This is a genomic window from Geobacillus proteiniphilus, assembly GCF_001908025.1.
Classification (GTDB): Bacteria; Bacillota; Bacilli; order Bacillales; family Anoxybacillaceae; genus Geobacillus; species Geobacillus proteiniphilus.
In genome coordinates this window covers 1-12,783 of sequence record NZ_MQMG01000017.1, presented here as the reverse complement: position 1 = coordinate 12,783, position 12,783 = coordinate 1, and the positions used below count along the sequence as shown (strand labels likewise).

Genomic DNA, 12,783 nt, shown 5'->3' with positions numbered 1-12,783 from the left:
GGAGGTGTATCATATGGCACGCATTGCAGGTGTCGATATTCCGCGTGATAAACGGGTAGTCATTTCGTTAACATACATTTATGGGATCGGCAAACCGACAGCACAAAAAATCTTAAAAGAAGCCGGCGTATCGGAAGACACACGCGTTCGCGACTTAACGGAAGAAGAGCTTAGCCGCATTCGTGAAATCGTCGGCCGCTTAAAAGTGGAAGGCGATTTGCGCCGTGAAGTATCGTTAAATATTAAACGGTTGATGGAGATCGGCTGCTATCGTGGTCTTCGCCATCGCCGCGGATTGCCGGTTCGCGGCCAAAACACGAAAAACAATGCCCGCACGCGCAAAGGTCCGCGCCGCACGGTAGCGAACAAGAAAAAATAATCACGCAAAGGAGGTCATTTGACGAATGGCACGCAGAACAAACACTCGTAAACGCCGGGTAAGAAAAAATATTGATACAGGCATCGCCCATATCCGTTCAACGTTCAACAACACGATCGTAACGATTACGGATGTTCATGGCAACGCCATTGCTTGGGCGAGCGCTGGTTCGCTGGGGTTCAAAGGTTCGCGCAAATCAACGCCGTTTGCGGCGCAAATGGCGGCTGAAGCAGCAGCGAAAGCGTCGATGGAACATGGCATGAAAACGGTCGAAGTGAACGTCAAAGGTCCGGGGGCTGGCCGTGAGGCAGCGATCCGTGCATTGCAAGCAGCCGGGTTGGAAATTACGGCGATCAAAGACGTCACTCCAATCCCGCACAATGGATGCCGTCCGCCAAAACGTCGCCGCGTGTAACGCCCCTGTATAGAATTTGCGCCATTGTCAATAATGGGATATGATAAAGACCATGGCAGGCAAGCGTAAAGAGAGATTCATGGGGGAATGTAGTTAGGCGTGTACCGTTTGATCGGGGTCTCGACGTTTTGAAGGAGGGTATAATAATCGATGATTGAAATTGAAAAGCCGAAAATTGAAACGGTCGAACTGAGCGAAGATGCCAAATACGGCAAATTCGTCGTCGAACCGCTTGAGCGTGGATATGGTACAACCTTAGGGAACTCCTTGCGTCGTATCCTATTGTCTTCACTCCCTGGTGCAGCTGTAACATCGGTGCAAATCGACGGCGTCTTGCATGAGTTTTCAACGATTGACGGCGTCGTTGAAGATGTGACAGCCATCATTTTGAATATCAAAAAACTAGCGTTGAAAATTTATTCAGACGAAGAGAAAACGTTGGAGATTGATGTGCAGGGTGAAGGAGTTGTCACGGCTGCCGATATCACTCACGACAGCGATGTAGAAATTTTAAACCCGGACCTTCATATCGCGACGCTGGCGGAAGGCGGCCGCCTGCGCATGCGCATGACCGCTAAGCGGGGGCGCGGATATGTTCCTGCTGAGGCGAATAAGCGCGAAGACCAGCCCATCGGCGTCATTCCGATCGATTCCATTTATACGCCGGTCTCCCGAGTTTCTTATCAAGTCGAGAATACAAGGGTCGGCCAAGTGACCGACTATGACAAGCTGACCATTGATGTGTGGACGGATGGAAGCATCGGGCCGAAAGAGGCCATTTCCCTTGGAGCGAAAATTTTAACGGAGCACTTGAACATTTTTGTCGGCTTGACGGATGAGGCGCAAAACGCGGAGATCATGGTCGAGAAAGAGGACGATCAAAAAGAAAAAGTGCTCGAAATGACGATCGAGGAACTCGATCTTTCGGTTCGTTCCTACAATTGCTTGAAGCGGGCCGGCATCAACACTGTTCAAGAACTGACGCAAAAAACGGAAGAAGATATGATGAAAGTGCGCAACCTCGGCCGCAAGTCGCTTGAGGAAGTGAAAGCGAAACTGGCTGAGCTTGGCCTCAGCCTGCGCAAAGACGACTAAGCGCCGGCCTCCGCCGGCAAGCCGGAAACACACTTTCACCATATCGCTTTGATGATGACCACCATGAGGAACACATCACTTTAAAAGGGAGGGACATTTGATGTCGTACAGAAAATTAGGACGCACGACTTCGCAACGAAAAGCACTGCTTCGCGACTTGGCAACAGACTTAATCATCAACGAACGCATTGAAACGACGGAAGCGCGGGCGAAAGAACTGCGCTCGGTCATGGAAAAAATGATTACGCTCGGCAAACGCGGCGATTTGCATGCCCGCCGCCAAGCAGCGGCATTCATCCGCAAGGAGGTCGCCAACAGCGAAACCGGCCAGGATGCGTTGCAAAAGCTGTTCAGTGACATTGCGCCGCGCTACCAAGATCGCCAAGGCGGCTATACGCGCATTATGAAACTTGGTCCTCGCCGCGGTGACGGGGCGCCGATGGTCATTATTGAACTCGTGTAACGGTTTCATTTCAACAAGGGCGAGACAGTTTCGTTTGAACTGGATCTATGCCCTTTTTTTGTTTACCATCATTTAGCAGGCTGCGTTTGCAACGCGGCGAAGCAAGGGGAAACGATCATGGCCGAACCAATCTTGTCGATCGAGGGAGTATCCTTTCGCTATCCAAATCAATCCGACTATGCGGTGCAAAACGTCAGCTTCACGGCCGAGCGCGGGGAGTGGCTGGCGATCGTCGGTCATAACGGATCCGGCAAATCAACCATCGCCCGGATGCTAATCGGCTTGCTTCGGCCGGAGCGGGGCGCCATTCGCTTGTTTGGACGCCTTTTGAACGACGCGACCGTTTGGGAGGTGCGCCGCCGCGTTGGCCTTGTGTTCCAGAACCCGGACAACCAGTTTGTCGGTGCGACCGTTGAAGACGACATCGCTTTTGCCCTTGAAAACAACGGCATTCCGCGTTCGGAAATGGTCGAGCGCATTCGCGAGGCCATTCGCCAAGTCCATATGGAGCCGTTTCTCCATTATGAGCCGCACCGATTGTCTGGGGGGCAAAAACAGCGCGTCGCCATCGCTGGCATTTTGGCGCTCCGCCCCGATATGATCATTTTGGACGAAGCGACATCGATGCTTGACCCGCGTGGAAGGGAAGAAGTGCTTGAGACGGTGCGCCGCCTGAACCGCCAGCAGCGCATTACTGTCTTGTCGATCACCCATGATTTGGAAGAGGCAGCGAAGGCGGACCGCCTCATTGTGATGAACAAAGGCGAAGTGATGGCAGAAGGGACGCCGGAGCAAATCTTTCGGCTCGGAAGCAAGCTCGAGCGAATCGGTCTTGATTTGCCGTTTGCCGTGAAAATGGGCAGCCGCTTGCGGGAACAAGGCATTCCGCTTCGGGCTGGATATTTCACGACAGAGGAGTTGGTCGAGGAGCTATGGACATTGTATTCGAAAAAGTAGAGCATGTGTACAACGCCCGTTCACCGCTTGCCCGCCGGGCGCTCTATGATGTCAATGTCGCAATCCGAAGCGGGGCGTACGTCGCCGTGGTTGGGCATACGGGTTCAGGAAAATCGACCCTCCTTCAGCATTTAAACGGGTTGCTGCAACCGACAAGCGGCGCGGTGAAGATCGGCGAAGAGACGATCACGAGCAATAAGCGGCCAAAGCAGCTGAAACCGCTGCGCAAAAAGGTCGGGGTCGTCTTCCAGTTCCCGGAGCATCAATTGTTTGAAGAAACGGTGGAGAAAGATATTTGTTTTGGCCCGCTCAATTTTGGCGTGCCGGAAGACGAGGCGAAACGGAAGGCGCGGGAGCTCATTAAGCTCGTCGGGTTGAGTGAAGACGTATTGGCGAAATCGCCGTTTGATTTGAGCGGAGGGCAAATGCGGCGCGTCGCCATCGCCGGCGTGCTCGCGCTTGAACCAGAAGTGCTTGTGCTCGATGAACCGACCGCGGGCCTTGATCCGCGCGGGCGCAAAGAGATGATGGAGATGTTTTATCACCTCCATCGTGAGAAGCAGTTGACAACCGTTCTCGTCACCCACAGCATGGAAGATGCCGCCCGCTACGCTGATGAGATCGTCGTCATGCATGAAGGGACGGTGTGGGGGCATGGAACGCCGGAAGAGATGTTTCGCGACGCTGACAAACTGGCTGCCATCGGTTTGAGCGTGCCGGAAACGGTCAAATTGAAACAGCAGCTCGAAAAGCGGTTCGGCGTTGTCATTCCGTCGCCATGCTTGACGTTGGAACAGACAGCGGAAGCCATCCAGCAATTGTTCTCCAAGGTGAGCGTCCATGACTAATCATTTGATTATCGGGCAATATGTGCCTGGTCATTCCGTCATTCATCGCTTAGACCCGCGCGCCAAACTATTGATCGTGTTTGCCTACGTCCTGATCGTCTTTTTGGCGAACAATGCGGCGACGTATGCACTGCTGTCGCTGTTTGCGCTTGCCTTTGCAGCGCTGTCTCGCATCCCGTTTTCGTTCATTGCCCGCGGCTTGAAACCGATTTTATGGGTCGTTTTGTTTACATTGCTGTTGCATCTCTTCATGACGAAAGAAGGAGATGTCATCTACCAAATCGGTGCGCTCTCTGTATATGAAGGCGGCATCAAGCAAGGGATCTTTATTTCCCTAAGGTTTTTGCTCCTTGTATTGATGACGACGATGTTGACGTTGACGACGACGCCGATTGAAGTGACCGATGGCGTCGAAAGCTTGCTTGGGCCGCTCAAAAAGATGCGCGTTCCTGTCCATGAGCTCGCCTTGATGATGGCCATTTCGCTTCGATTCATTCCAACATTGATGGAAGAGACGGAAAAAATTATGAAAGCACAGGCGGCCCGCGGCGTTGATTTTTCTGGCGGCCGTTTTTCCGAACGGATGAAAGCCATTGTCTCACTGCTTGTGCCTCTGTTTATCAGCTCGTTCAAACGAGCCGATGAGCTGGCGACAGCCATGGAGGCGCGCGGCTATCGCGGCGGGGAAGGGCGGACGAAATTCCGCCAGCTCGCTTGGAAGCCGGTGGACACCGTGTTTTTAGCGGCCGTGGCGTTGCTGGCTGCATTGCTTTGTCTATTACGATCATAGCGGAGGAAGGCCATGACAACACGGATCAAATGCATCATTGCCTATGATGGCACCCACTTTTCCGGCTACCAAATCCAGCCGGGAAAGCGGACGGTGCAAGGCGAGTTTGAGGAAGTGCTTCGGCGGATGCATAAAGGGACGGAAGTGCGTGTGGCGGCTTCCGGAAGGACGGATGCCGGCGTTCATGCCTATGGGCAAGTGATCCACTTTGATACGCCGCTTTCCCTTTCCTCGGAGCAGTGGAAAAAGGCGTTGAACGCCCAGCTGCCGGATGATATCGTCGTTCGCTTTGTACAGGAGGCCGATGCAGACTTCCACGCCCGTTTTTCGGCGAAAGCGAAAGAATACCGCTATAAAGTATGGACGGCTGCCGAACGCGACGTGTTTCGCCGCCATTATTGCGCATGGCACCCATATTCGCTGCATATCAGCGCGATGAACGAGGCGCTCCGTTTGCTTCATGGAACGCACGATTTTACAAGCTTTTGTTCCGCAAAAACGTCGATCGAAGACCGGGTGCGCACCATGTATCGGGCTGAAGTGAAGGCCGACGGCCCGATGCTCGAGTTTCGGTTTGTCGGCAGCGGCTTTTTATACAACATGGTGCGCATTATCGTTGGCACGGTGCTTGAAGTCGGTCAAGGGAAGCGTTCTCCTGCCGACATTTCGATGTTGCTTGCGGCGAAAGATCGGCGCCTCGCTGGTCCAACCGCGCCGGCCGAAGGGCTGTATTTATGGCGCGTATACTATGAGGATGAATGTTTGGACCACTCATTGGCGTACGGCTGATGGTTTTCCCCCGGCTTTCGAAGACAACGAGTCCTTGTGTAACATCTTCTTGACATTGGCGCGCCGGCAAGCTATTATATCATATGGCATGTATTTTCCACGATTAGCCCCGGACAATAATCGTGTTGAAATAAACGACCCATTTGTTTGTTCATTTTTTATTTTAGGAGGGAATTGCATTGCGTACGACTTACATGGCGAAACCGAATGAAGTAGAGCGTAAATGGTACGTTGTCGACGCAGCTGGCAAAACGTTAGGCCGCTTAGCCAGCGAAGTAGCGGCGCTGTTGCGCGGCAAACATAAACCGACGTTCACTCCGCACGTTGACTGCGGAGATCACGTCATCGTCATCAATGCGGACAAAGTCGAACTGACTGGGAAAAAGTTGACGAAAAAACTGTACTATCGCCACAGCTTATATCCGGGTGGCTTAAAAGTAAGAACAGCGCTGGAAATGCGTACGAACTACCCGGAACAAATGATCGAACGTGCGGTGCGTGGCATGCTTCCAAAAGGCAGCCTTGGCCGGCAAATGTTCAAAAAGTTGCACGTTTACCGTGGAAGCGAACATCCGCATCAAGCACAAAAACCAGAAGTGTATGAACTTCGCGGATAATCATAAGGGAGGGTATGATTTTGGCACAAGTACAATATTACGGCACAGGTCGTCGCAAAAGCTCGGTCGCCCGTGTCCGCCTTGTCCCGGGCGATGGTCGCATCATTGTCAATAAGCGTGACATTCGCGAGTACATCCCGACGGAAGCGCTCATTGAAATGGTCAAACAGCCGCTCGTATTGACGGAAACGCTTGGCAGCTACGACGTTTTGGTGAACGTCCAAGGCGGTGGATTTGCCGGCCAAGCTGGTGCGATTCGCCATGGCATCGCCCGCGCGTTGCTTGAAGTCGATCCGGAATTCCGCACGGTGCTGAAACGGGCCGGTTTGCTGACGCGCGATGCCCGCGTTAAAGAGCGCAAAAAATACGGGCTCAAAGGCGCTCGCCGCGCTCCACAATTCTCGAAGCGTTAATCGCGTGATGTTTCAACCCAGCCAATGTGGCTGGGTTTTTTGCTTATTTCTGCCTTTCGCCCGCGCGTATGATTGCGAGCGATCGTTAAACACTACATCGTAAAGGAGCGTGAAAGACGATGGCAGTCATCACTTCATTGGCGGAAAAAAGGCAGGAAAAGCAGCTTCGCTATGAACGGAACATGTTGCGCGAACTGTCGCTTGAGAAACTACGGAACAAAGCGCTTGAGCACTTTGTTCCGTTTTATACGGCGTATCGGATATTCCCATCCGTTGTTGAGGAAGGCTGCATTGATCTGGCCATTGAAGCGTATTTGCTCGGCGCTCGCTACAGCCGATTCGGCTATTATGGGGAGCCGGCGGACAGCGTACGCTGTCGATGTGCTCAGGAAGAGGAATATTTGATCGATACGCTGTTTGATTTTCTTTGCTTTTGGGGCAATATCGACGACGATTTCCTCAGCCAGTTGCTATATGACGCGTGTGAACAATATATCGCCAACTGGTGGACGGAAGGGTTTGAGCGGGGAAAAAAACGGCGCCGTCTAAAACTTCGCTGAATGAGTTCTATTCCCGCGCCTTGTCCCATATAAGATAGAGAAGGGAAACGTGCGGGAGGAGAAACAATGAGAGAAAAATGGAAGTGGCTGGTCGCTTTTGCTGCCGTCGCCCTTATGAGCACTTTGCTATTTCCGTCTTTATTTTCCGATCTGACATCAACGAAACCATGGAATCTCCCGTTATCGGGGAGAATCATCGTATTGGACCCTGGCCATGGCGGGCCGGACGGCGGCGCCGTCGGTGGTGAGGTGGTGGAAAAGGACATCGCGCTCAACGTGGCGAAAAAGCTGCGCGATTATCTGCAGCAGCAAGGGGCGCTCGTCCTGATGACACGCGAGACGGATCGGGACTTGGCCAGCCCGTCAACACGCGGCTACAGCCGACGAAAAACGGAGGATTTGCTCGAACGAACGGCTTTCGTCAACCGATCGAATGCCGATCTTTTTATCAGCATCCATCTCAACGCCATCCCGTCGCCGCGTTGGCGGGGGGCGCAGACGTTTTATTACGGCTCGTTCATCGAAAACGAGCGGCTGGCGAGATTTATCCAAGCGGAATTGCGGCGCAATTTGGAGAACACCCATCGGCTGGCAAAAATGATTGATACCGTCTATTTGCTCAAGCATGCGAAAATCCCCGGCGCGCTCGTCGAGGTCGGGTTTTTGTCGAATCCCGACGAGCGAGAGCTGCTTGCGTCTGATGGCTACCAAACGAAGCTGGCCGCCTCGATTTATAAAGGAGTGCTCCGCTATTTTTCCAACGAACATACGCCCCGCGAGTAGCGGGGATTTTTTATCATCTCGCGCCGAGAAGACCCCCACTTCCACGCATGAGCGCAAGGGGGGATGAATCGGTATTCGCCATCGATCTCCCTCTTGCCAATTGTGCTCGTGCTGCGGGCATCGGCAGGTTGAGGTGAAGTCGCTCGACATCCGCGAGTGGGTGTGCCCGAACTGCGGAGCCGAACATGACCGGGACCATAACGCCGCCCGGAATATCCTGAATGAAGGGCTTTGTTTGCTGTCTTTGTAAGTAAGGCAGCCCAACCGTGGGACGCACGGGGATGGCTTGGTTGACAGCCTGCCGTAGGGCGGGTGTTCCCAAGAATCTCCCGCCTCTAAGCGTTAGCGTAGGTGGGAGAGCGTTCAAGGTCGGAACAGAGGAGACAGACAGCCGACCGGTCTTGTTTCGCCAAAAGAAATTAGAAATTCCCCCTTTTCAACTGCAGGGGTGTGAGGGAGCAAGTCAAACATGGCGGCCGTCTGCCGATTTATGGTATGATAACATGTAGAAACGACCATTGATTTGTAAAAGGGTTGGTGAATACGATGTTGACGGAAACTGAAGTGCGCTCCATTCTTGAAAAGATGAAAGATCCCTTTTTAAACAAAACGTTTAAAGAGACGAATGCCATTCAAGAAATCAAAATTAAGGAAGAGAAAAGCCATGTCAGCGTGAAAATCGCGCTCGCCAAAACCGGCACGCCCGAGCAGCTTCGTGTGCAAACGGCGATCGTCCAGCAGCTGAAAGACGCGGGCGCTGCGACGGTCGGGCTGCGGTTCGCCGAACTGCCGCGCGACGTGGTGGAGAAATATAGCGAAAACAAGCAAAAAACGACGTATATCGCCATCGCCAGCGGCAAAGGTGGAGTCGGCAAATCGACCGTTTCCGTCAATTTAGCGGTCGCGCTCGCCCGGCTCGGCAAAAAAGTCGGGTTGATTGACGCGGACATTTACGGGTTCAGCGTTCCGGACATGATGGGAATCACTGAGCGCCCGACGGTGAGGGGCGACAAAATCATCCCAGTCGAACGGTTTGGCGTAAAAGTCATTTCGATGGCCTTTTTCGTCGAGGACAACGCCCCAGTCATTTGGCGCGGCCCGATGCTTGGGAAAATGTTGAACAACTTTTTCAAAGAGGTCGAATGGGGGGATTTGGATTACTTGCTGCTCGACTTGCCGCCTGGCACGGGCGACGTCGCCTTGGACGTCCATACGCTCTTGCCGTCGTGCAAAGAAATTATCGTCACGACTCCGCATCCGACCGCTGCGTTTGTCGCTGCCCGAGCTGGGGCTATGGCGTTGCGCACTGAACACGAAATTATCGGCGTGATCGAAAATATGTCGTACTACGAAAGCCGGAAAACAGGGGAGCGGGAGTATGTCTTCGGCAAGGGTGGCGGAGAAAAGCTGGCCAAAGAGCTGCAAACCGAGCTGTTAGGACAGCTGCCGCTTCAGCAGCCGGATTGGAACGACGACGACTTCGCCCCGTCCGTTTACGCAGAAGATCATCCGATTGGGAAAATTTATATGGATATTGCCCGCAAAATCGTTGCGAAATATTAATCGGTTTCACAAAAAGCGTCCGATGGCGAGAAACCGCCGATTAGAGCGTTGGCGGTTTTCAGCGCACGGACGCTTTTTCGCTTGATTAACCTCCTCCGCCTTGCTGGTTGCCGGTGCTTTCTTCTCCCTCTCCCCCTTCTCCTCCGCCTTCTTCTCCTTGTTTTTCTCCGCCTTGCTGAACCGTTTCAGCTGCTTTCATCAACATGTCTTGAATTTTCGCCTGATACAGCGGGCTGTTCAACGTTTCAGTGATCACCTTTTGCAAATGCTGGCGGAACTCTTTGCTTTTTAAGACATCGATCATGGCTTTTTCCATTTCCGGATCTTTTAAAATATCGATCATTAGCGCCTGGTAATCGGGATCTTTCATGAGTGCCTTCATCATTTTTTCATGTTCTGCCTGCAGCCCTTTGGCAAAACTTTCAGCGAATTTCGGGTCTTTTAACGCACTTTCCCAGAACTTTTTTCCTTGATCGGATGTCAGCATTTGCTGCAGCGTTTCTTTTACAGCTTTTTGATCTATGACCAGCTGCTGCTTCATCTGATCTTCCGACATAATATCTTGAATCGCCTTTTTCCCCTCGTCGGTTTTTAAAATGTCAACAACCATCTTTTTCGTTTCGTCATAATCCGGGGGAGGGGGGCTGATTTCTTGAGGGGCACAGGAACCAAGAACGAGAAAACTGAGCAAGAGGAGCGGTAGGTATTTGTTCATGAAAGTGAGCTCCTTTCTGCAAAAATCCCTCACCCTTAATATGAATGTTGGCGAAAAAAATATGCATGGAGGAGATCAGAGCTGGCTTTTTCACAAGGGCGCTGGTAAAATGGTAAGCGGGTTATGCTGAAATGATGGAGGATGAAGCTGTGAACAGCCGCAAATGGGTGCGTTTATTTTTATCGACGCTGCTGATCGGCGGTATTGCCACGGCGGCCGTCGGCATTGTTTTCAACTGGGAGGAGTTCGGGCGCTTGTTGTTGCGCCTGGAAATGGTCGAATTTATGGCTGTTTTGTTATGGCATATCGGCGTTGGCTTTATTTTCAGCGTTATCAGTCAGGCGGGGTTTTTTGCTTATTTAACCGTCCACCGGTTCGGGCTTGGCATCTTCCGTTCGCTATGGAACGCTGTGCAGGTTGTTTTGATCATGTTCGTGCTGTTCGATTTAGTGTATTTCCGCTACATGACGTTTGCGGACAAGGGCGATTCAATCATTCCGTATCTATTGACCGCATTGTTCATTTTGGTGGTTGGTCTCGTTGTTGCCTACGTCAAGAGCGCACAGACGAACAAAGGGGCGTTCGTTCCGGCTTTGTTCTTTATGGTCGTCGTTACGGTCATTGAATGGTTTCCCGTGTTGCGCATCAACGACCGCGATTGGCTGTATTTGATGTTGATTCCTTTATTAGTATGCAATGCATACCAGCTTCTTATACTGCATAAATTGACAGGCGGCGCGAAACAATAAAGAAAGCAAGGCGCCGCCTGTTTTCTTATGGCAGCCGCGAAAAAAACGGCGTGTTCGCCAAAAGCCAATCATTCCAATTGGCGTCTTGTCTGCCGCCGCAATCCAAGCGCACCGGCGCAGGCCGTTGTCGGAACGTGTCACTCGATCCCACGGCTTTCGGCTTCGCCATTCGCCAACAGCTCGGAGAGGTTGACGTTTTTGTAGCCGTTTTCTTTCATGGAAGCGATAATTTTCGGCAGCGCTTTGGCTGTCTGTTTTGCCGAATCGGATGCGTGAAGGAGCACGATATCGCCCGGTTCCAGGTCCCTCGTGACGTTCTCAACAATTTGGTCTGTCCCAGGGTTGAGCCAGTCTTTCGAGTCAATGCTCCAATGGACGACAGTGTAGCCGAGGGACTGAGCAACCTTTAACACATTTTTGTTGAAGTTCCCCCCAGGGGGGCGCAGCAGCTCAACCTGTTTAATTCCCAACATGTCAAACACTTTTTTCGCCATGATTAAATCTTGACGGATTTTGGCGTTCTCAAGTTCCGTATAGTTGACAAAGTTATATCCCATACTGCCAATCTCATGCCCCTCCTCTTTGATCCGCTTCACCACGGCTGGATGGCGTTCGGCCCATGAGGCGGATAAAAAAAAGGTCGCGTTTTGAATCCCGTGCTGCTTCAAGACATCCAAAATTTTGTCTGCATTCTCATCTCCCCAGCTGATATCGAACGTCAACGCCACCTCATTGCGGGCGTTGTCCACTTTATATACCGCCTTCGGCCCAGAAGGAAGCGAAAAAACTGGACGGTTCATTTCATAAGCGTACAAGACGACGGCGGTGAAAAAGGCGGAGCAGATAATAATGAGAGCTTTTTTCAGCGCCCGTCCGTTCAACGCGTAAAACATGACATCGGCCCCCCTTTTTTGCATTGTAAAATCGTTGTCCTAATAACATCTTATGCGGACAGCCATGGCGGTTATGAAACTTATTTGCCAGTCCTCTTACCGTCGAAGAGATGGAGGAAGCCTCCAGGAACAGTCTGGCGTCGGTTCCTGAAATTCCCTTAAAAAAGATATTGCATTTTTGATTGGTAAGTGGTATATTAAAAATCGTCGCTAATCGGACAGAGTGTTCGATAGCGGTGAGTGACGAAAAGCAACGGAAAAGATCTTGACAAGAAAAAAGAGGCATGTTAGTATAAAAGAGCTGTTTGCAAGAGGAAGCTTCAACTATTCTTCAGTTCAAGACTGCAAACCAGCAGAGAAGTTGTTTCAATGCAGCAACTTTGCGCCTGTGTCTTCTAGTGAATTCGGGGGAATTGGGTTCCTCGGCGCAAAGCTGCAAAGGAGTAAGTCTAGGCAGCAATCTCGTTCCTTGAAAACTGAACGAAACGAAGCGCGAAAGAAAAGCTGAGGCCGCTTTGGCCGAAGCTGGACAATCCGAAAAGCGGAGGCCGCTTGCCTATCGGCGAAACGCGCTGAGAGGCCCGCGAGGAGGCTGTCGCCGTCGTAGCGGGACACGAAGCGTCGCGAGCCGATAGCGGCCGAAGCTGGACAATGCAAAAGCCAATCAACTTTCTTTTGGAGAGTTTGATCCTGGCTCAGGACGAACGCTGGCGGCGTGCCTAATACATGCAAGTCGAGCGGACCAAATCGGAGC

General features: G+C 52.0%; 17 protein-coding genes and 1 rRNA gene. 16 read left to right on the top strand and 2 right to left on the bottom strand.

What is annotated here, in order from left to right; translation table 11 throughout:
* Window positions 1-13 precede the first annotated feature (13 nt).
* The 14 genes from rpsM (at window position 14) to BRO54_RS07495 (ending at window position 9,672) form a co-directional block, all read left to right on the top strand.
* Window positions 14-379, top strand: coding sequence for a 30S ribosomal protein S13 (gene rpsM, locus BRO54_RS07560; protein WP_015373728.1), 366 nt, complete (start codon window positions 14-16; stop codon window positions 377-379).
* 25 nt (window positions 380-404) lie between these two features.
* On the top strand, window positions 405-794 hold the full coding sequence (rpsK, locus tag BRO54_RS07555; RefSeq protein WP_011229644.1) for a 30S ribosomal protein S11: 390 nt from the start codon (window positions 405-407) through the stop codon (window positions 792-794).
* Between the two features lie 150 nt (window positions 795-944).
* Window positions 945-1,889 carry a DNA-directed RNA polymerase subunit alpha gene (locus BRO54_RS07550; protein WP_011229645.1) on the top strand — a complete coding sequence of 315 codons (945 nt, stop codon included), beginning with the start codon at window positions 945-947 and terminating at the stop codon, window positions 1,887-1,889.
* Window positions 1,890-1,989: 100 nt separating this feature from the next.
* Window positions 1,990-2,352: a 50S ribosomal protein L17 gene (gene rplQ, locus BRO54_RS07545; protein ID WP_011229646.1), complete on the top strand. Its 363-nt coding sequence runs from the start codon at window positions 1,990-1,992 to the stop codon at window positions 2,350-2,352.
* Window positions 2,353-2,469: 117 nt separating this feature from the next.
* Window positions 2,470-3,309: an energy-coupling factor ABC transporter ATP-binding protein gene (locus tag BRO54_RS07540; protein WP_074043590.1), complete on the top strand. Its 840-nt coding sequence runs from the start codon at window positions 2,470-2,472 to the stop codon at window positions 3,307-3,309.
* Entirely contained in the window at window positions 3,285-4,157 is an 873-nt protein-coding gene (locus BRO54_RS07535; RefSeq protein WP_074043589.1) for an energy-coupling factor ABC transporter ATP-binding protein, read from the top strand. The genes BRO54_RS07540 and BRO54_RS07535 overlap by 25 nt, the downstream gene beginning before the upstream one ends.
* Window positions 4,150-4,947 carry an energy-coupling factor transporter transmembrane component T family protein gene (locus BRO54_RS07530; RefSeq protein ID WP_074043588.1) on the top strand — a complete coding sequence of 266 codons (798 nt, stop codon included), beginning with the start codon at window positions 4,150-4,152 and terminating at the stop codon, window positions 4,945-4,947. Before BRO54_RS07535 ends, BRO54_RS07530 begins: the two co-directional genes overlap by 8 nt.
* Window positions 4,948-4,959: 12 nt before the next feature.
* Entirely contained in the window at window positions 4,960-5,736 is a 777-nt protein-coding gene (gene truA, locus BRO54_RS07525) for a tRNA pseudouridine(38-40) synthase TruA (protein WP_074043587.1), read from the top strand.
* Between the two features lie 179 nt (window positions 5,737-5,915).
* Entirely contained in the window at window positions 5,916-6,353 is a 438-nt protein-coding gene (gene rplM / locus BRO54_RS07520) for a 50S ribosomal protein L13 (protein WP_011229651.1), read from the top strand.
* A gap of 20 nt (window positions 6,354-6,373) precedes the next feature.
* Window positions 6,374-6,766, top strand: a complete 393-nt coding sequence (gene rpsI, locus BRO54_RS07515; protein ID WP_011229652.1) for a 30S ribosomal protein S9 — start codon at window positions 6,374-6,376, stop codon at window positions 6,764-6,766.
* Between the two features lie 119 nt (window positions 6,767-6,885).
* Window positions 6,886-7,326 (top strand): YbaK family protein, encoded by a 441-nt coding sequence (locus BRO54_RS07510; protein WP_074043586.1) that lies wholly within the window; start codon window positions 6,886-6,888, stop codon window positions 7,324-7,326.
* 66 nt (window positions 7,327-7,392) lie between these two features.
* A complete protein-coding gene (cwlD, locus tag BRO54_RS07505; protein ID WP_074043585.1) occupies window positions 7,393-8,109 on the top strand; it encodes an N-acetylmuramoyl-L-alanine amidase CwlD in 717 nt (238 codons plus the stop codon).
* A 100-nt stretch (window positions 8,110-8,209) separates the two neighbouring features.
* Entirely contained in the window at window positions 8,210-8,359 is a 150-nt protein-coding gene (locus BRO54_RS07500) for a zinc ribbon domain-containing protein (protein WP_420809665.1), read from the top strand.
* A 296-nt stretch (window positions 8,360-8,655) separates the two neighbouring features.
* Window positions 8,656-9,672, top strand: coding sequence for an Mrp/NBP35 family ATP-binding protein (locus BRO54_RS07495; RefSeq protein WP_074043584.1), 1,017 nt, complete (start codon window positions 8,656-8,658; stop codon window positions 9,670-9,672).
* A gap of 85 nt (window positions 9,673-9,757) precedes the next feature.
* On the opposite strand, the gene gerD is transcribed toward BRO54_RS07495, so the two are convergent.
* Window positions 9,758-10,387, bottom strand: a complete 630-nt coding sequence (gene gerD / locus BRO54_RS07490; protein WP_074043583.1) for a spore germination lipoprotein GerD — start codon at window positions 10,385-10,387, stop codon at window positions 9,758-9,760.
* A gap of 149 nt (window positions 10,388-10,536) precedes the next feature.
* On the opposite strand from gerD, the gene BRO54_RS07485 reads away from it, so the two are divergent.
* Window positions 10,537-11,136: a KinB-signaling pathway activation protein gene (locus tag BRO54_RS07485; RefSeq protein ID WP_074043612.1), complete on the top strand. Its 600-nt coding sequence runs from the start codon at window positions 10,537-10,539 to the stop codon at window positions 11,134-11,136.
* A gap of 137 nt (window positions 11,137-11,273) precedes the next feature.
* Here BRO54_RS07485 and pdaB read toward each other — a convergent pair whose 3' ends face one another.
* Window positions 11,274-12,029 carry a polysaccharide deacetylase family sporulation protein PdaB gene (pdaB, locus tag BRO54_RS07480; protein ID WP_074043582.1) on the bottom strand — a complete coding sequence of 252 codons (756 nt, stop codon included), beginning with the start codon at window positions 12,027-12,029 and terminating at the stop codon, window positions 11,274-11,276.
* A 672-nt stretch (window positions 12,030-12,701) separates the two neighbouring features.
* Between pdaB and BRO54_RS07475 the strand changes: the two genes are divergently transcribed.
* Window positions 12,702-12,783: ribosomal RNA gene (locus tag BRO54_RS07475) — 16S ribosomal RNA — on the top strand; the annotation flags it as partial.